This window comes from Telluria sp. B2 (genome assembly GCF_051789535.1).
Lineage (GTDB): Bacteria > Pseudomonadota > Gammaproteobacteria > Burkholderiales > Burkholderiaceae_D > Telluria.
Map to the genome: position 1 here is coordinate 398,659 of NZ_CP196525.1, position 19,070 is coordinate 417,728.

14 protein-coding genes are annotated in these 19,070 nt (G+C 65.5%); 7 read left to right on the plus strand and 7 right to left on the minus strand.

Features of this window, described 5'->3' with window-relative positions; all coding sequences use genetic code 11:
* Window positions 1–110: 110 nt before the first annotated feature.
* From ACSUZJ_RS01815 to ACSUZJ_RS01845, 7 genes are all read left to right on the plus strand, one after another.
* A complete protein-coding gene (locus ACSUZJ_RS01815) occupies window positions 111–1,712 on the plus strand; it encodes an acyl-CoA ligase (AMP-forming), exosortase A system-associated (RefSeq protein ID WP_499412762.1) in 1,602 nt (533 codons plus the stop codon).
* Window positions 1,709–2,944 (plus strand): pyridoxal-dependent decarboxylase, exosortase A system-associated, encoded by a 1,236-nt coding sequence (locus ACSUZJ_RS01820; protein WP_499412764.1) that lies wholly within the window; start codon window positions 1,709–1,711, stop codon window positions 2,942–2,944. The genes ACSUZJ_RS01815 and ACSUZJ_RS01820 overlap by 4 nt, the downstream gene beginning before the upstream one ends.
* Before the next feature lie 292 nt (window positions 2,945–3,236).
* Window positions 3,237–4,133, plus strand: a complete 897-nt coding sequence (locus ACSUZJ_RS01825) for a hypothetical protein (RefSeq protein WP_499412766.1) — start codon at window positions 3,237–3,239, stop codon at window positions 4,131–4,133.
* A gap of 7 nt (window positions 4,134–4,140) precedes the next feature.
* Entirely contained in the window at window positions 4,141–5,199 is a 1,059-nt protein-coding gene (locus ACSUZJ_RS01830; RefSeq protein ID WP_499412768.1) for a polysaccharide deacetylase family protein, read from the plus strand.
* A 225-nt stretch (window positions 5,200–5,424) separates the two neighbouring features.
* Window positions 5,425–6,915 carry a lipopolysaccharide biosynthesis protein gene (locus tag ACSUZJ_RS01835; RefSeq protein WP_499412770.1) on the plus strand — a complete coding sequence of 497 codons (1,491 nt, stop codon included), beginning with the start codon at window positions 5,425–5,427 and terminating at the stop codon, window positions 6,913–6,915.
* On the plus strand, window positions 6,912–8,693 hold the full coding sequence (locus ACSUZJ_RS01840) for a hypothetical protein (RefSeq protein ID WP_499412772.1): 1,782 nt from the start codon (window positions 6,912–6,914) through the stop codon (window positions 8,691–8,693). The genes ACSUZJ_RS01835 and ACSUZJ_RS01840 overlap by 4 nt, the downstream gene beginning before the upstream one ends.
* Entirely contained in the window at window positions 8,690–9,652 is a 963-nt protein-coding gene (locus ACSUZJ_RS01845; RefSeq protein WP_499412774.1) for a N(5)-(carboxyethyl)ornithine synthase, read from the plus strand. The genes ACSUZJ_RS01840 and ACSUZJ_RS01845 overlap by 4 nt, the downstream gene beginning before the upstream one ends.
* A gap of 100 nt (window positions 9,653–9,752) precedes the next feature.
* Here the strand turns inward: ACSUZJ_RS01845 and ACSUZJ_RS01850 are convergent, their stop codons facing one another.
* The 7 genes from ACSUZJ_RS01850 to ACSUZJ_RS01880 form a co-directional block, all read right to left on the minus strand.
* Window positions 9,753–10,994: a glycosyltransferase gene (locus ACSUZJ_RS01850; RefSeq protein WP_499412776.1), complete on the minus strand. Its 1,242-nt coding sequence runs from the start codon at window positions 10,992–10,994 to the stop codon at window positions 9,753–9,755.
* Between the two features lie 17 nt (window positions 10,995–11,011).
* Window positions 11,012–12,013 carry a polysaccharide deacetylase family protein gene (locus ACSUZJ_RS01855; RefSeq protein ID WP_499412778.1) on the minus strand — a complete coding sequence of 334 codons (1,002 nt, stop codon included), beginning with the start codon at window positions 12,011–12,013 and terminating at the stop codon, window positions 11,012–11,014.
* Complete coding sequence (locus ACSUZJ_RS01860) at window positions 12,013–13,401, minus strand: putative O-glycosylation ligase, exosortase A system-associated (protein WP_499412780.1); 1,389 nt, start codon at window positions 13,399–13,401, stop codon at window positions 12,013–12,015. The genes ACSUZJ_RS01855 and ACSUZJ_RS01860 overlap by 1 nt, the downstream gene beginning before the upstream one ends.
* Before the next feature lie 130 nt (window positions 13,402–13,531).
* Window positions 13,532–14,707 (minus strand): glycosyltransferase family 4 protein, encoded by a 1,176-nt coding sequence (locus tag ACSUZJ_RS01865; protein ID WP_499412782.1) that lies wholly within the window; start codon window positions 14,705–14,707, stop codon window positions 13,532–13,534.
* Window positions 14,704–15,921, minus strand: coding sequence for a TIGR04063 family PEP-CTERM/XrtA system glycosyltransferase (locus ACSUZJ_RS01870; protein ID WP_499412784.1), 1,218 nt, complete (start codon window positions 15,919–15,921; stop codon window positions 14,704–14,706). Before ACSUZJ_RS01870 ends, ACSUZJ_RS01865 begins: the two co-directional genes overlap by 4 nt.
* Window positions 15,922–15,932: 11 nt before the next feature.
* Window positions 15,933–17,894 (minus strand): XrtA/PEP-CTERM system amidotransferase, encoded by a 1,962-nt coding sequence (locus ACSUZJ_RS01875; RefSeq protein WP_499412786.1) that lies wholly within the window; start codon window positions 17,892–17,894, stop codon window positions 15,933–15,935.
* On the minus strand, window positions 17,882–19,069 hold the full coding sequence (locus ACSUZJ_RS01880; RefSeq protein ID WP_499412788.1) for a TIGR03088 family PEP-CTERM/XrtA system glycosyltransferase: 1,188 nt from the start codon (window positions 19,067–19,069) through the stop codon (window positions 17,882–17,884). The genes ACSUZJ_RS01875 and ACSUZJ_RS01880 overlap by 13 nt, the downstream gene beginning before the upstream one ends.
* Window position 19,070 lies beyond the last annotated feature (1 nt).

The following is a 19,070-nucleotide window of genomic DNA, read 5'->3' on the forward strand; positions in this document are numbered from 1 at the left end:
TGTGTTGAAAAATTTGCCACGAGACATGTCGAAAACAAAATTGCGTGCTGCGGTCAAAAGCTGCAAGCTGTTAAGATTGCGGGCTGCGCCATCCACGAACCCCTTTTGCCATGGCTGACCTGATCCACGATTTTCTGTTCGATTCCGCGCGCCGCACGCCCGGCGCCGAGGCGCTCGCCTATGGCCCGGCGCGGCTCGACTACGCGGCCCTGGCCCGCGCCGTCGAGCACGCCGCCGGCGCCTTGCTCGAGGCCGGCGTGCAGCCGCGCGAGCGCGTCGCCGTGTTCCTGGAAAAGCGCATCGAGAACGTGGCCGCGATGTTCGGCGCTGCGCTGGCGGGCGCCGTGTTCGTGCCGGTGAATCCGCAACTGAAACCCGAGCAGGTCGCCCACATCCTGGCCGACTGCAACGTGCGCGTGCTGGTGACCTCCACCGAGCGCCTGGCCCAGCTGGGCGAGGCGCTGGCGGCCTGTCCCGACCTGAACACCGTGTTCGTTACCGGCGCCGCTGCGCCACAGGCGCAGTCGCCGCTGCACTACGAGGTTCGCGCCTGGGAGCCGGCGCAGGCAGCACCGGAGGCCGCCGTGCTGGCCGCGCGCCGCCCGATCGACGCCGACATGGCGGCCATCCTCTACACTTCGGGCAGCACCGGCAAGCCGAAGGGCGTGGTGCTGTCGCACCGGAACATGGTGGCCGGCGCGCGCAGCGTCGCCAGTTATCTGAACATCACGCCGCACGACCGCATCCTGTCGGTGCTGCCGCTCAGTTTCGACTATGGCCTGAGCCAGTTGACCTGCGCCTTCCTCGCCGGCGCGACCGCCGTGCTGCTGAACCACCTGTTCGCGAAAGACATCCTGAAGGCGGTGGTCGAGGAGCGCATCACGGGCCTGGCCGCGGTGCCGCCGCTGTGGTTCCAGCTGTGCACCTTGCCCTGGCCGCAGGACTGCACGCTGCGCTACCTGACCAATTCCGGCGGCGCCATGCCGAAGACGACGGTGGCCGCCCTGCGCGCGGCCCTCCCCAAAGCCGAGCTGTTCCTGATGTACGGCCTCACCGAGGCCTTCCGCTCCACTTATCTGCCGCCGGCGGAGCTGGATCGCCGTCCCGACTCGATGGGCCGTGCGATTCCGAACGCCCAGGTGATGGTGGTACGCCCGGACGGCACGCCCTGCGAACCGAACGAACCGGGCGAACTGGTGCACCGCGGCGCGCTCGTTTCCCTTGGCTACTGGAACGACCCGGCCAAGACCGCCGAGCGCTTCAGGCCGGCGCCCGGCCAGGACCCGGCCCTGCCCCTGGTCGAGATGGCCGTCTGGTCCGGCGACACCGTGCGCATGGACGAGGAGGGCTATTTGTACTTCATCGGCCGCAGCGACGACATGATCAAGGTGTCGGGCTACCGCGTCAGCCCGAACGAGGTCGAGGAAGCGGTCCACGCGACCGGGCTGGTGAGCGAAGCGGTGGCCTTCGGGGTGCCGCATCCGCAGCTGGGCCAGGCCATCGTGCTGCTGGCGCTGCCGAAGGATGGCGAGCTCGCTACCGCCGCCCTGCTAAAAGAATGCCAGCGCCGCCTGCCGGCCTGGATGGTGCCGGCCCATGTGGCGCTGAGCCGCGAACCCTTCCCACGCAACCCGAACGGCAAGATCGACCGCAAGACGCTGCGCCTTGATTACCTGACGATGTTCGAAACGATCTCCGAGAACAAGCAATGAACGCCAAGCCCGTCCACGCCGCCCAGACCCTGTTCCCGACCGTCGACGACTGCCTGCAAGTCGGCGGCATTCCGCTCACCCGCCTGGCCCAGCGCGTCGGCAGCACGCCCTTCTATGCCTACGACCGCCGCCTCCTGACTGAACGCGTGGCCCACGTGCGCGCCCACCTGCCGCGGGCGGTCGAACTGCACTTCTCGATGAAGGCCAACCCGATGCCGGCCCTGGTGCAGCACATGGCGGGGCTGGTCGACGGCATCGATGTGGCGTCAAGCGGCGAACTGAAGGTGGCCCTGGACACCGGCATGGAACCCGGCCGCATCAGCTTTGCCGGCCCCGGCAAATCGGACGCCGAGCTGACCCGTGCGGTGGCCGCCGGCGCCGTCGTGCATGCCGAGTCCGAGCGAGAAATTCGCGCGCTGGCGCGCATCGCTGAGGAACTGGGTATTGCGCCGCTGCTGGTCCTGCGCATCAACCCGGACTTCGAACTGAAGGGTTCGGGCATGCGCATGGGCGGCGGCGCCAAGCAGTTCGGCATCGACGCCGAGGAAGCGCCGCGCATGCTGGCGCTGGCCTTTGAACTCGGCCTGACGGTGCTGGGTTTCCACATCTTCAGCGGCTCGCAAAGCCTGAAGGCCGAGGCCATCGTCGAGACCCAGGCCCAGACCCTGCTGCTGGCCGAGCGCCTGGCGCAAGACGCGCGCGACCCGGTGCGCATCCTGAACATCGGCGGCGGCTTCGGCATTCCTTATTTCCCGGGCGAGGCGGCGCTCGACCTGGCGCCGATCGGCGCCGCACTCGAGGCAGCCCTGCCGCGCGTGAAGGCGAGTCTCCCCGACGCGCAGTTGTCGATCGAGCTGGGCCGCTACCTGGTCGGCGAAGCCGGCGTGTACGTGGCGCGCGTGGTCGACCGCAAGGTCTCGCGCGGCCAGGTCTTCCTCGTCACCGACGGCGGCCTGCACCACCACCTGGCCGCTTCCGGCAACTTCGGCCAGGTGATCCGCAAGAACTACCCGGTCGCCATCGGCAACCGCATGAGCGCGACCGGCGCAATGGAGACCGCCTCGGTGGTCGGCCCGCTGTGCACCCCGCTCGACCTGCTGGCCGATCGCATCGAGCTGCCGCAGGCCCAGGTGGGCGACCTGGTGGTCGTGTTCCAGTCGGGCGCCTATGGCCGCTCGGCCAGCCCGCAGGGCTTCCTCAGCCATCCGGACGCGCCCGAAGTGCTGGTCTGAACAGCTCTGGCACCCCCTCTACGGTGCTGGCCGTGCCTTGTCCCGGGGGTGTGAGGGCGCATCAGGGTTGTCGCGGTGGCGTCACAGCGGTGCCGCAAGTGTTCAATCGTGCGAGCAGGTTTATTGGATTTGCGATAAATTAATTGTTGCAGGAAAATAAACGGAGCAACATACTCCCTGCGGCGGCTCAAGGCGTTCTCGTACTGCGTGCGCCCGCCCGGAACAGCCCCGGCTGCGGCCACCCAGGACCAACACCATGCTAGCGCAACACACTTCCAGCCTTGAATCCCGCTTGTCCGACCAGTTGCAGCGCGCTCTCGCGCTGTGTGCGGTCCACTTGCCCGACGCGGGCCAGCGCGTGCATGCCTTTCTTGCGCAATTCGCCGCCCCTCCGCCGTATCGCGGCTTCAAGTCCATTCCGCCGGCTGCGCGCGCCATCTACCAGGGCGTGCTGGAGTGCGGCGAACAGGCCGGCGCCTGTTTTCTGCTTGCGGCGGTCCTGATGGGCGTACGCCAATCACTGGACAGCACGCTGCTGGCGCGCCTGCCGGCGCGGGTACGTGCGCATCAGCTGCGCCAATTTGCGCGCATCGCGAGCCATGACGAGGCTTTCTTGCCTTACTGCAGGCTCGATGCCGACGTGTATCTGAAAGAGTTTGGGCTGGCCACGCTGCGCCTGTATGCAGGTGCTTCAAGCGTGATCGATCCGCGCTCGGGCGTGGGCCGCTCGATGTTGTGGCAGGGCGGCCTGATGCAGCTGCCCGGGCGGGCGCTGCTGTTTGCGCGCGCCGGCGGTTTCAAGCCATATTTCGAGATCCACGTTAACCGGCTGTACCAGGACGAATTCAATGAAGAAGGACGCGACGAGTGCTATCGCTGCTGCGTCGATTTGTACGAGCTGCACCCGGAAGCCTTGGGCATGATTGCCGGCAGCTGGTTCTACGATCCCGTGGTCGAGATCATCAGCCCGCACCTGGCCTACCTGCGCAAGGTGCCAGAAGAGGGCGGCGCGCGCGCGCTGTTCGTTTCGCACGACGAACAGGCCGTCAGGAACGCCACGGCGACCTCGGAAAAGCGGCGCGCGCTGCATGCCGCCGGCCAGTACCGGCCGGCGTCGTGGGCGCTGGTGTGGCCGCGACGTGCGCAGATCGCATGGGCGCGGCGGCACGAGGCTCAGAATAGGGAATGATATGGGTTTGAAACACACCGTCCTGCGCGCCGCCAAGGCCGCTGGCCTGTTCGCACTGATGCGCACGCTCACGCGCAAGTATCCGCGCATCCTGTGCTACCACGGGGGCAATCTCGGCGACGAACGCCTGTACAACCCAAAGCTGTTCTGTACGCCGGGTCAATTGCGCGAACGGCTGGACTGGCTGCGCAGCAAGGGTTTCGTACCCGTGACGCTCGACCAGGTCGTCGATCCGGCCAGCCTGCCGGCGCGCGGCATCCCGGTCGCGATCACGCTCGACGACGGCTGGTATTCGTCCTGGCACGACCTGCTGCCGCTGCTGGCCGAATACGGCCACCGACCGGCGCTCTACCTGCACACCGAAGCCTATCAGGCTGGCGCGCCGATCATCGCGGTCAGCCTGCGCTACCTGTTGTGGAAGGCAGGAGCGCGCCGGGTCACCGTGTCCGGCATCGACCCCGCCGTCGACGGCAGCTTCGACCTCGCCAACGCCGCCCAGCGGGCGGGCTTGTGCGCCAGGGCCGAGAACTGGCTGGCGCGCCAGCCACGCGCCGAGGTCGCCGCCAACCTCGAGCGCCTCGGCAATGCCGTGGGTGTTCCGCCGGCGCAGCTCGACCTGGCCTCGCGCCGCTTCAGCTACATGACGACCGAGGAACTGCATGCCGCCGCCGCGGGCGGCTGCAGCATCGAACTGCATGGCCACCTGCACGAATACCTGCCGGGCGAGGACGGACGCAATCGCGCCAACATCGAACAATGCCGCGCGGTGATCGAAGCGGCCGGCCTGCCGCGCCCGACGCACTATTGTTATCCGAGCGGAGCCTTCGATGCGCGCGCGCCGGGCGTCATGCGCGCCGCCGGTGTCGCCACCGCGACCACCTGCCTGCCCGGACTGGTCGGCTGGGGCGACGAGGACGCCCGCTTCTTCCTGCCGCGCTTCCTCGATGGCGGCAACGTTTCGATGCTCGAGTTCGAAGCGGAAATGAGCGGCGTAACGCAGCTGCTGCGCTCGCTGCTACGCCCGAGCAGCCTGATGGACCATGCTTTGAAACCGCACGCGGCCTAATGTACGAAAACGACGCGGCAGGGTGCGCACAATTGTTGTAATTATTGACACATCCAGTGTGTTCAACTACGCTGCATTGCTAATTTTTCTACTAGCCAAAAATCCATGATACAAGTTCAAGAACGGATATTGGTTAGTCCCGGCCGGCGCCCAGGCGCCGCGCGCGAGCCCCGATTTCACTCGCACCGGCAGGCCTGTCTGCCGTCGCCTTAAGGTAGTTGTAGAATGTTCCATAAAAAGAATCACAGTCTCACCAGCGGCGCGGTCATCATGATCGCGATGCGTTGGATCGACCGGTTGATCGGCATCACAAGCACGTTCATCCTCGCCCGCATCCTCGTCCCGGACGACTTCGGCATTGTCGCAATGTCTTCGGTGGTGGTGGCATTTGCCGACATCATCTTCGACCTCGGCATCAATATTGCTCTCATCCAGCGCAAGAATCCGAGCCAGGCCTACTACAACACGGCCTGGACGCTGCGCATCATCCAGGTTGGTTGCGTCGCCAGCTTCCTGATGATCCTGGCGCCTTTTGCCGCCGACTACTACAAGGATCCCCGCGTCACCTCCGCCGTGCAGATTATGGCGTTGTCGCTGATGGTGTCCTCGTTCGAGAACGTCGGCATCGTCAACTTCCAGAAAGAACTGCGTTTCATCGACGACGCCAAGTATGTGTTGTTCAAGCGTCTAGTGATGTTCATGATGACGATTACCTTGACCTTGATCCTGCAGAGCTACTGGGGCATGCTGCTCGGCGCCCTGTGCGGCCGGCTGACGGCAACAATCCGGAGCTACATGGTGCATCCGATGCGCCCGCGCTTCGCGTTGTCGGAATTCCGCTCGATCTTCGGCATCTCGCAGTGGGTGATGGTCAAGAACATCAGCTCCTTCCTTGACCGTAAGCTGCACATTTTCCTGGTCGGCGGCCTGGCCAAGACCAGCGTGACCGGCGGTTATACGTTGGCCAGCGAAATTTCCGACGTGCCCGGCAGCGACCTGCTGGCGCCGATCAACCGAGTGCTGTTCCCGGCCTTCGCGCGCGCCAAGGATAACCTGCGCGAGCTGACCAACCTGCTGCTGCGTGCGCAGTCGATCCAGGTAATGGTGACGTTTCCGGCCTGCGTCGGCTTCGTGCTGACCGCGCACGAGTTCGTCCCGGTGGCGCTCGGCGAGAAGTGGAGTTTCATCGTGCCCTTCATCCAGGTGCTGGCGCTGTCGAACATCATCCAGTCGATCAACAGCAGCGCCAACTACGTGCTGACCGTGATCGGCAAGATCCGCCTGCTGGCGCTGACGAGCTGGATCCAGATCGGCGTTTTCAGTATCGGCGCCATGCTGTTGCGCACCGATCTGACGCCGGAGCGCATCGCCCAGCTGCGCTTCGGCTCGATCGTGCTGACCTTTGGCGTGTCCTACAGCCTCTTGATGCGCAATATCCCCGGGTTGTCGGTGCGCATGCTGGCGCGCGGCACCGGCCGTCCGGTGCTGGGCTGCCTGGCGATGGTGGTGGCGCTGATGCTGCTGGAGGCCGAGCTGGCGGTGCCGAACTGGCTCATGCTCGCGCTCAAGGTCGTTACCGGTGTGTTCGTTTACTGCGCGGTCGTGCTCGGCCTGTGGCACCTGGTCGGGCGTCCGGATGGCGCCGAGTCCTATTTCCTTAACAAGCTCAAACGGTCGACGCCTCCGGTCGTTGCCGCACCTAGCGAGGTCAAATGAAGATCGACCTGAACCTGATGTCGCGCCAGTTCGCCGACGTCGAGTTTTTCCTGGCCTGCGTATTCCCCGACAGCGCCCCCGAATTCAGCGGCGCCCCGACCAGCCTGGCCGTCGTCAACACGCCGCAGTTCTGGGCCGTAAGCTCGCGCTCGCCATCCAATGGTCTCGGCCTGCTGCATGAGGTGGCTGGCAGCCAGCTGGTGTTTCGCGGCTACGAGGCAGTCCTCGGCGTGCACTCGTATTCGAAGCCGGATGCGCTCGAGTGCATCGCCGGCCCGGAAGTGCTGGAAAACGGCGCCTTTGCCTACCTGAAATTCGACCCGCAACTGCAGCAGGCCACCGTCAGGAACGATGCTTTCGGCTTCGGTCCCCTGTACTACCGGCGTCACGGCGGCGCCTGGCTGTTCGCCTCGCATCCAGTGCTGATCCATTTCGCCGACGACGCACCCGACCTGCTCTCCTGGATCACCCTGATGCAGAGCGGCCATCCGATGGCCAACCGTAGCTTTTACTGCGACATCGAGCGCTTCCGATCCGGCGCCCAGATGACGATCCGGCGCGACCACGCCCAGACCGTGCAGTGGTTCGACTTCGCGCAGCTACCGCCGGGCGAAGAGATGATCGGCGACGAAGCCTTCCGCATCGTCGAGGATGCCTACCTGGCGGCGATGGAGCGCTGCCTGAAGCTCGACGCGGGCGACGTCACGCTGCCGTTCTCGAGTGGCTTCGACTCGCGCCGCTTCTTCGCCACGCTGTTCAGGAAAAAAGTGCCGTTCAAGGCCGTGACCTGCCAGACCTTCCATCGCAAGAATGGGCGCGACTACGACATCGACGCGTTCTTCGCGCCGAAAATCGCCGCCGCGTTCGGCGTCGATTGCGAACTGGTGCGCGCATCCACGCCCGCTGCGCTGGAGGCCGACACCGCGCGCCGCCAGGCCTTGATCGGGACCGAGTCCTTCATGCACGGCTGGGCGCTGCCGTTCATGCGCTGGCTGGCCAAACGGCCGCCCTCGCTGGTGCTGGACGGCCTGGCCGGCGACACCTTCGGCAACTCCGGCTACGAGATCGACGGCCTGCACGAAACCCCGGAAAAGGATACCGAACTGGTGCTCAAGCGTACATCGAATCCGAAGGCGCTGCGCTGCCTGTCGGGACTGTTTCCGCGCGTGGAGACGTTGCGCCAGCACTATCGCGACTACCTCGGGAAGTTCGCGGCGAACATGAACCGCGCCGAGATGGCTTTTCTGCAGTCGCGCACGCGGCGCTGCATCAGCCCATGGCTGACGATGATGCATCCGCCCGGCCATGTAGTCGTGTTCCCGTACTGCGACCTCGAGTTCGCGCTGGCGACGCTGCGCTACCACCCGGCCGAGAAATACCGCTACTTCTTCCAGAAGGAGTGCCTGCGCCGCTTCTATCCCGAGTTCTACGATTTCCCGGGCTCGCGCAACCTGCCGGCCGACCATCAGCCGATCGACGAGCAGACCAGCCGCGCCTACGAAGAGGTCGAACAGCGCTACGCCTACGACAACCCGGCCGCGACGCGCGCCGCGCTGACATACCTGAATTGGCCGAACCGCCTGCTGCTGCTGGCCTCGCGCATCGCGCCGAGCCTGCGCCAGCGCCGCGACTGGCTGTTCCGGCCCCTCCTGTTGCTGGTACGTACGCAGAGGGAGGCGCCGGTGTTTATCGATGCCGGTCCGGTTGCGCGCAACACGCAGCGCGCTGGCGTTACTGAATTGACCGAGGTGAAAACTGCAAAAAGGGGGATGGCATGAAAACAGTCGGATTGATGATCAGCACCAAGGAGAACGAAAAGCGCAGGGCGATGCTGCCGAAGCACATTGCACGCATCCGCAACCGCGACCAGTTGTACTTCGAAACCGGTTACGGTGCCTCGTTCGGCCACAAGGACGAGGAATACATTGCCGCCGGTGCGAACGTCGTGTCGCGCGAAGAAGCACTGAGCAAGGACGTGATCGTGGACCCGAAGATCGGCGACGCCACCTACCTGTCCGAGCTGCGCAGCGGCCAGACTGTGTTCGGCTGGGTGCACGCGGTGCAGAATCGGCCGATCACCGACAAGATCGTGGCCAAGGAAGTCACCGCGATCGCCTGGGAAGACATGTTCGAGGGCGGCCGCCACGTGTTCTGGCGTAGTAACGAACTGGCCGGCGAGGCGGCGATCATGCACGCCTTCACCCTGTACGGCAAGCTGGTCTACGAATGCAAGGTCGCGCTGATCGGGCGCGGCAACGTCGCGCGCGGCGCGCACCGCGTGCTCTCCTGCATGGGCGCGCACATCAACGTCTACGAGCGCAGGACCGAGAAGCTGCTGCGCCAGGAACTGGACAAGTACGATGTTGTCGTCAACGGCCTGCTGTGGGACGTCTACCGCAAGGACCACATCATCTACCGCGAGGACCTGCCGAAGCTGAGGAACCCGGCGATGATCATCGACATCAGCTGCGACCGCGCCGGCGCGATCGAGACCAGCCGCCCAACCACGATCGAGGACCCGGTTTACATGGTCGATGGCGTGCTGCACTATGCAGTGGACCACACGCCGGCCCTGATCGGCTATTCGGTGACCGACTGCCTGGGCGAGGAAATGGTGAAGTACCTCGACATCATCATCGAGGACCGCGCGGAAGAAGATCCGGTGCTGGCCCCGGCCATCTGCATCCGTAACGGTAACATTGTCGACCAGCGCATCATCGACTTCCAGAAGCGTTGAGCGCAGGAGCGGCCTGACCATCGGCCGCACCGCCAGGAAAGCGAAAGGATGTAAAAAACGGCGTGCATGGCACGCCGTTTTCCTATTCTGCGATCCGGCTTCAGCCGCCGGTCACGCTGTCGAATACCGTCGCCAGTTCGCTGGCGCGGTGCGCGCGCGAAGAGGCCGCCACCAGCGCTTCGCTGGCGATGTGCGCCTGCCCGCTGCGGATACGCGTGGTGAAGCCGTCGAGCACGCGCGCGACGTCGGCGCTGTCGTCCATCTGCGCCAGGTCGTGGAAGCCGCCGGCGCGCAGCACGCGCGCGGTCTCGCCGGCCGTGTCAACCAGGCCGAGGATCGGCTTGCGTGCGCGGAAGTACTCGTAGATCTTGGCCGGGATCTGGTTATTGAAAGGCGTGCCCTGGAAAATCATCAGGCCGTCGGCGCCCAGCATTTCCTTGAGCGCCTCGCTGTAGGGTACTGGCGGCGCCACCTCGACCAGGTCCTCGACGCCGTAGCGCGTCACCAGCTTGCGCGTGCCGTCCATGCTGCCGGGTGCACGCAGCACGACGCGCACCTTGCTGCTGTCGATGCGGCCGGCTTCGCGCAGCTGCGCCAGCGCCTGCAGGAAGGCCGAGGGATCTCGCCCGTTCTGGTAGAGGACGCCGCTGTGCAGCAGCGTCAGGCGCTGAGGCGCCGCGGCGGGCGCCGGCAGCGCTTCGCCGCGGAAGCCATCCTCATCGTAGCCGTTCTCGATCACGACGAATTTTTTCTGCGGCAGCTCGGGATAGCGTTCGCGGTACACCTGCATCGCGCTGTGGGTCGTGAATACGGCGCGGCTGCAGCGCTGGATCGTCTGGCGCTCGATCCAGGCGAATATTTTCCGCTGCAGTTTCTGGGTTGGGTAAGACGGCTGCAGCATCGGATCGCGGAAGTCGGCGACCCAGGGCAGGCCGGTCAGGCGGTGCAAGGTCAGTCCGATCAGGTGCGCAGTGCCGATCGGGAAGGTCGACCAGATCAGGCGCGGTTTGTGGCGGCGGATCAGCCCCAGGCCTGAAGGAACGGCAGCGAACCACCACGAGACCCAACGGTCGGGCAGCGCCAGTGCGTCCGGATAGCGGCCCTTGTAACCCATGTGCGTCTTGGCGTCGAGCGCGAAGGCGCGCTTGACCACCAGGCTGGGTGGCACGCTTGCCAGCTGTGAGGGGTTTTGTGCGGAATAGGCGCGCGGGTGGGCCGACAGGACCAGCGGCTCCCAGCCGTGCTTGCCGAGATTGCGCGAAAAACTCAGGGTGCGCTGGATGCCGCTGCTGGCCGCCTGAGGTGGAAAATGAAATGCGATCATCAGTGCACGTTTGTGCATGGTGTGTTCCTTGTTACTCATCGTGGTTGCCGGTTGCCGAGCGCCATCCAGCTCAGGAGGCGCAGGCCGAAGCGGAAGGGGATACGGTCCCAGGGCCGGCTGCGCGGCAGCTGGAACCGGTCCTGGTCGCCCGTGATTGCGCCCACGGCGGTGGTGAAAGCGGCGAAGAAGCCGGCCTGCCGCACCATATCGACATGGCGAGCGTCGAAGTCCTTGCCGACCTTCCCGTTGGGGTAGGCGAACAGACGCACTGGCTTGCCGATGAGTTTTTCCAGCTGGGCCTTGCCGGCGGAGATCTCGAAGCGTGCGCTGTCATCGTCCAGGCTGGTGAGAATCGGATGCGATACTGTATGCGCGCCGATCTCGACGCCGTTGGCATCGAGATTGGCCAGCATGTCGGGCGTGAGCATGAGCGCGTTGTGGTCGATCCCGCTCATGCGGTCGAGGCGTTCGACCAGCGCTTCGCGCGCATCGGGAGGCAGGTACTTGCCGGTCTCGATCAGGCGCGCGGTGGTCTGCTTGCGCAACTGTGGCGAGCTCAGTGGATAACGCTCCAGGCCGAGCTCCGTCAGGTCCAGCGTCCCGGCCGGTAGCGCTTGCACCGCGTGGATGATGCGGTCGTTCCACATGTTGCCGGCATCGGCGCCGACGTAGCCACTGGTGACGAACACCGTCGCCGGCAGGTTGAATTCGCGCAGGATCGGCAGCGCCAGGTCGTGCACCGAGCGGTAGCCGTCGTCGAAAGTGATGCAGACGGTGCGCGGCGGCAGCCGCCCCTCGTCGAGCGCGCGCAGCGCGTCATACAGGGGCATGACGTTGAAGCAGTCGGCCAGCAGCGCCATCTGCCAATGAAAGGTCGCGACGTCGGGCTCGCTCTCGAGCACGGGGTCGGGACGGGCCAGCACGCGGTGATAATTGACGACCGCAAGGCTGCGGTGCTTCGAGAGGCCGGCGATGACGCTGCCGGTGGCGCGCAGCAACGCCGCGCTGAGCCAGTTATGTTGTTTTGGTCGCTTCATCAGAACTGCCGCGCTCCTTCTGGGTACGGGGCCAGTGCGTCGCTCGGCCGAACAGTGCGCACCGCGGTGGGCGCTGCGGCGCGTACGGCTTGCGGCACGAAGACGGGTAGCAGGCGCGTTTCCATCACCACTATCAGGCCGAACAGCGCGAACAGCAGGTCGAAGTAGGCCAGGCTGAGCGCGGCGCCACCGACGGCGAACGCGAAAAGGCTCAGCTGCAGCATGGTGGCCGCGGTTGGCAACCAGTCCGGCGCGCCGATCTTGCGGGCACGGCGGGCAACCGATCCAGCTTTCAGGAAGCCGCCGACCAGGCAGCTCAGGTATAGCGCCAGGCCGCCGAACCCGTGGTCGCCGAGCACCTGGAAGTAGATGCTATGGGCGGCGCGGCCGACCGTGCCGTTCGGCAGCGCGTGACCGGTATAGAACCAGGGATAGGAGAAGAAATCCTTCGACAGCTGCGACCAGACCGGGAAGTACTCGAGCGACTTGAAGCCGCCCCCGAAGAATGGATGCTGCATGGCCATGATGAAGCTGAGCTTCCACGCCACCACCCGGGTCATGAAGGAGTTGTCCTCGTCGGCTGATTGGATCGTTTCCATACGAGCGGTCCAGTTGTCGGAAACCATGTACGACATGCCGATGGCGAGCAGGATGATCAGGACCGTCAGCAGCACCTTGCGGTCGCTCTTCAAGTACATGTAGCCTCCGAGCACCAGCAAGGCAATGAAGCCGCCGCGCGACTGTGTGCCGATGACACCGATGACCAGCATCGCCATGGTGCCGAGCAGACCCAGGCTGAGGATGCGGGACTGCTTGCCATACTCGGTCCAGAGGTAGTAGCAGATCGGCAGGGTCATGACAAAGGCCAGCGACAGTTCGTTGCGGTCGCCCAGGACATGACCGGGCAGTCCGACGATGTTATGGCCGCCGCCGCTGACTAGGAACTTCAGCGCTTCCAGGTCGGCATAAAAACCGACCGAGAACACGACACACCAGAGAACGAAGTCCAAGTGCAGCTTGTCCTTGATGACCATGACGATGATGACGAACAGCGCGATCATTTTCCAGAAACGTTGCCAGATCATCCACGACCAGTCGGGGTTGCCGATCGAGGTCGTGGTACTGATGGTCGCCCAGGCGAAGAACAGCAGGATGGCGGCGCCCAACCTGGTCAGTTTGATCTTCGGCTTTTCCTTCCAAGCGAGGTAGCCGAGGATGGCCACGGCTGCGAACAGCAGGTTATAGCGCGGCACTTTGGCGATGCTGTAGACCCAGGCGTTGGGAAAGAACAGCGCGGTCCAGAGCCACATGCCGACTGCGATAAAGGGCCGCTGCACCATCGCATACAGCATCGGGACCAGCACCAGGAGCATAAACACGTCACGCATGGTCGCGTTCTCCTTCCCGTTTTTCCTTCGCTTTCAATTTGTCTTTCCGGACGGCCCAGAAGCAGAGATAGACCACCGCCATCAAGTTAAGCGCCCACAGTAAGGATTCCATTGTGTTGAACCTGTCAAGTTAAGCGAGCGACGGGTGCCCGCAGGGTACGCTCAGCAGCGACTCGAACAGGCGGATCTGGCCTTCGGTCGTGTCATCCCAGCTGAAGCGCTCGGCATAGCGGCGCGTCGCCGCGCGGTCCGGGTAGTTGGCGCGGAGAAGCGTGACGGCGTCCGCCACGCCCTGGTAGCTGCGTTCGCGCATCAGCACGCCTGCTTCCGGCGCGGCCACCACTTCCGGCGTGCCGTAGACGCGGCTGGCGACCACCGGGGTGCCGCAGGCCATGGCCTCGAGCAGCACGTTGGCCCAGCCTTCGCGGCTGGACGAGAGCACCAGCGCGTCGGCGGCGCCGTAGTGGCCGCGCAGCTGGGCCTGCGGCACCGCGCCCAGGAAGGTCACGCGGTCCGTCACCTTCAGTTCGCGCGCCAGGTTTTCCAGCTTGGCGCGGTCCGGGCCGTCGCCGGCCAGCACCAGGCGCACGCCGGGCAGCAGCGGCAGGGCGCCGATGATCAGGTCCTGGGCCTTGACCGGCACCAGGTGGCCCACCGCCAGCAGCGTGAACATCGGGTTCGGGCTGCGCTCGATCGGGCGGAACAGTTGCAGGTCGACGCCGTTGCGCAGCGAGACCACGCGCTCGGCGGCTATCCCCATCGTCACCACTTCGTCGCGCAACGCATTGCAGACCGTGATGATGGCGTCGGCACGGCGCGCCGCCCACAGGATCTGGCGGCGCGGCAGGGCGTAGCTCGGGAACAGGGTGATGTCCGAGCCGCGCGCGGTGATCACCAGCGGCTTGTTGAAGTGGCGCGCCAGCATGGCGGCGGCCACGCCGTCGGGGTAGAAGTAATGGGCGTCGATCAGGTCGAAGTCGTAGCCCTCGTCGATCAGGCGCCCGATCGCCGGCTTCACGGCCTGGGCCAGCAGGAAGGGCGCGATGCTCATGCCGACCTTGGGCAGCACCGGATAGCGCGGATGGTCCACGGCGATCCCGTGGCGCACTTCATGGCGCGGCGCTTTCGCGAAGCGCGCGTAGTTGCCGAAGCGCGGATTGGTCGAGGGGAACCAGGGAATCGGCGCCACTACGCGCGATTGCACCCGGCCGCTGGCGACCAGGTGGCGCAGGCGCGTTTCGACGAAAATGCCGTGTCCGGGCTTTTCGCTGTTCGGGAACAGGGTACTGAAGGTCAGGATCTTCATGCAGCCTTCAATCCGGTGACCTGGCCGTAGATGTTCTTGTAGCGCGACACGCTTACCGGCCAGTTGCGTTCGGTTTCCACGTAGGCGCGTCCGGCCGAGCGCAGCGCCGGCCACAGCATCTGCGCGTCGAGCAGGTCGCCGACCTTGGCAGCCAGGGAGGCCGGGTCGTCCGGTGCGAACAGCACACCGGTCTTGCCATCGACGATCAGCTCACGGTGGCCGCCCACGCTCGAGGCCGCCAAAATACGGCCCTGGGCCATCGCTTCCAGGGGTTTCAGTGGGGTGACCAGGTCGGTCAGGCGCATCGACAGGCGCGGATAAACCAGCACGTCGAGCAGGTCGTAGTACCTTTGAACCTGGTCGTGCGGCACGCGGCCGGTGAACACGACCTTGTCGGCGATGCCCAGGTCTTTCGCCTGCTGGCGCAGGTTGGTGTCCTGCGGACCGCCGCCGACCAGCAGCACGCGCAGGTCGGGGTGGCGCTGGGAGAGCGCCGGCACCGCGCGCAGCAGCACGTCCAGCCCCTCGTAGGCGTAGAAGGAACCGATGAAGCCGATCAGGCGGTTCTGTTCCAGGCCGAGCTTGCGTTTGAGGTCCATGTCGGCCTGGCCGCCGACGGCAAACTTGTCGATGTCGACCGCGTTCGGGATCACCGTTACTTTTGAAGCCGGGATGCCGCGCGCGACGATGTCGCCGCGCAGGCCTTCGCAGATCGTGGTGACGGCATCGGCGCGCTTGAGGGCATAGGTTTCCAGGCCGCGCGTGAGCTTGTAGCGCAGGCCGTTCTCGGTGCTGGTGCCGTGGTCGACCGCGGCGTCTTCCCAGAAGGCGCGCACCTCGTAGACCACCGGGATGCCGAACTTGCGGCCGGCGCGCAGGGCGGCGATCGCGTTCAGGCAGGGCGAGTGAGCGTGCAGGACATCGGGCTTGATCTTGGGGATGATCTCGAGCAGGCGCTTTTCCAGGCCGCGGATGACCTCCAATTGGTTCAGCACCGGCATCTTCGCCAGCGCGCTGTTGGACCTTGGCGTGCGGTAGAAGTGCAGGCCATCGGCGGTTTCTTCGAGCAGGTCGTTGCCGCCCTGGTGCTTGGCGCCGGTGACGTGGAAGGTTTCCCAGCCCAGCGCGCGCTGCTCGCGCAGGATCGAGGCGGTACGGAAGGTATAGCCGCTGTGCAGCGGGATCGAATGGTCGAGGACGTGAAGGACACGCATGTATTGCTCCGTTATGCTGCGCTGGCGATCAGGGGGCTGGCCGCGCCGATGCTGCTGTTGGTACTGGTGGCGCCGGTGGCGCCGTTCTTGCGCAGGAAGGCTTCGAACATCAGCACGGCCCACAGCGCGGTGCTGTGGTCCTTGGTGCCGGCCAGGTGTTCGTCGACCATGCGCTGCAGGTAGTGGCGGTTGAAGATGCCGGTGTCGAGCAGCATCGGGTTCAGCACCGCGGCCTTCATGGCGTCGCGCAGCGGACCGCGCAGCCAGGAGGCAAGCGGGATCGAGAAGCCCATTTTCTTGCGGTACAGGATGTCGTGCGACAGGTAGGGCTCGAGCGCCTTCTTGAAGATGTGCTTGCCTTCGCCGTTGCGCAGCTTGGAGGACGACGGCAGGCCCGAGACCCACTCGACGAACTTGTGGTCCAGCAGCGGCACGCGCACTTCGAGCGCATGCGCCATGCTGGCGCGGTCGACCTTGGTCAGGATGTCGCCCGGCAGGTAGGTCTTCATGTCCACGTACTGGGTGATCGAGAGCGGATCGTCGGTCGGCGCATTGGCGGCGTGGCCGCGCATTACCTCGACCGCGCGATAGCCCTGCAGCTGGCTGCGGAAGGATTCCGAGAATAACTGATCCCGCACACGGTCGACCAGGATCGACACGCCGTGGAAGTAGCCGTCGACCAGGTCGCGCGCCAGCGCTTCGAATGTCGTCTTGGCGCGGAAGATGCGCGGCGCCCAGTCGGCCTTGGGATAGGCTTTGCCGAGGAAGCCGAATACGGGTTTGCGCAGCGCGAGCGGCAGCATCGAGCGTACCTGCTGCTCGCCCATCGCCATGCGGTAGCGGCGGTAGCCCGCAAAATTCTCGTCGCCGCCGTCGCCCGACAGGGCCACGGTCACGCGTTTTCTCGCCAGCTCGCACACCCGGTAGGTCGGGATCGCCGAGCTGTCGGCATAGGGTTCGTCGTACAGGCCGGCCAGCAGGTCGACCAGGCCGTAGTCGTCCTTGTCGACGGTCTCGCACTGGTGGCGGGTCTTGTACTGCTCGGCCACCTGGCGCGCATAGGTCGATTCGTCGAAGGCGGGGTCGTTGAAGGCGATCGAGCAGGTGTTCACCGGCTCTTTCGACAGGCCGGCCATCATCGCCACGATCGCGCTCGAGTCGACGCCGCCGGACAGGAAGGCGCCCAGCGGCACTTCGGCTTCCATCTGGCTCTCGACCGATTCGCGCAGGCGCACGATGAGTTCTTCTTCCATCTGCTGTTCGCTCATCGCGCCGTGCGGCGTGAACGGCACGTCCCACCAGCGCCGCGGCTTCGCGTTGGCGGCGTTGGAACCGACCTTCAGCGTCAGCGAGTAACCCGGCTCGAGTTTGAAAGCGTCCTTGAAGATGGTGCGCGGTTCCGGCACATAGCCGTAGGCAAAATATTCCTCGACAGCGCGCGGCTCGATCACGCGCGGCAGTTCCGGGAAGGACAGCAGGGCTTTCAGTTCCGAGCCGAAGATAAAGGTGCCGTCCGGCAGGAAGGCGTAGTGCAGCGGCTTGACGCCGATGTGGTCGCGCGCCACAAAAAAGACCTTCTTGTTGCGGTCCCAGATCGCAAAGGCGAACATGCCGCGCAGGTGCTTGACGCAGTCTTCTCCCCACTGCTCCCAGGCGTGCACGATGGTCTCGGTGTCCGAGTGCGTGCGGAAGGTGTGGCCCAGCGCCGTGAGCTCTTTTGTGAGTTCGCGGAAGTTGTAGATCTCGCCGTTGAACACGACGACGACCGTGTGGTCTTCGTTGAACAGCGGCTGCTGGCCGGCCGCCAGGTCGATGATCGACAGGCGGCGGTGGCCGAAGCCCACGCCCGGTTCCAAATAGACGTCGCCCTCGACCGGACCGCGGTGGAACTGGGTCTGGTTCATCCGTTCGAGGACGCCGCGGTCGAATGCGCGCGTGCCGCGCGGGTCAAAAATGCCAACTATTCCGCACATGGTTCAGTAATTCCTCTGGGGGTTGTCTTGGTGTTGCTCAGGCGGTCGTACAGCGCCGTGTAGGCACCGACCATCGCGGCAACGCTGTAATGGCGTTCGATGTTGAGACGGGCCGCCGCGCCATGCGCGCCGACGCGGGCAGGATCTGCTGCGTACAGGTCCAGCGCCTCGGCCAGCGCCTGCGGATTGCTGGCCGGGACCAGGGCGCCGTTGACGCCGTCCTGCACCACTTCCGGGATGCCGCCGACTTTCGTCGCCACCACCGGCAGGCCGCAGGCCATGGCCTCCAGCAGCGTGACCGGCGTACCCTCGGCGATCGAGGACAGGGCGAACACGTCGAAGGAGCGCATGAGTTCGGGGATGTCGTTGCGCGCGCCGGGGAACCAGGTCAGCTCAAGCACCCCGGCGTCCTGCGCTTTCTGCGCCAGCTTGTCGCGTAGCGGACCGTCGCCGACGATCGCCAGGCGCAGGCGCGCACGCTGTTCGGGACGGCGCGCGCACAGCAGCGCGAACGCTTCGATCAGCGAGGCCTGGTCCTTCACGTCCTGCAGGCGGCCGACGGTGCCGATGACGAACACATCCTCGCCGGCCCACGGCGTTGCCGCCGCCGGCAGCTGCGGTGCGAAGCGCACCGTGTCGACGCCGTTCATGATCAGTTCGGCCTTTGGCGCCGGGATTCCGACCACGTCCTTCAGCCAGCGGTGCAGGTCGTGCGAGACCGGCACGTAGCGGTCGATGAAGGGGACCAGGGCGCGGCGCAGGAAGTTGTGCTTGCGGTTGAGGCCCTGCGGGTCGCTGGCGTCGCGTCCGTGCTCGGCGTGCACGCGCACCGGCACGCCGGCCAGCCAGGCCGGCGCGGCATACTCGGCGCAGGCGAAGTTATAGGTGTGCAGCACGGCCGGGCGCAACTGGCGCAGCAGCTTGAACAGTTTGACGTGGATGCCCAGCCCCAGGCCCGGCTGCTTGTCGAGCGCATACAGTGCGACGCCCGGCCGCGTGATCTTGTCGGCAAAGTCCGTGTAGCCGGTCAGGCAGACGATGGCGTGGCGGTAGCGCTCGGGCGGCATGTGGTTGATGCAGTCGACCAGCAGGGTTTCCAGCCCGCCGAAGTCGAGCCGGTAGATCAGGTGCACGACCAGCGGAATGTCCGCCGGCCGGTTCTTCGTTACTGCCATC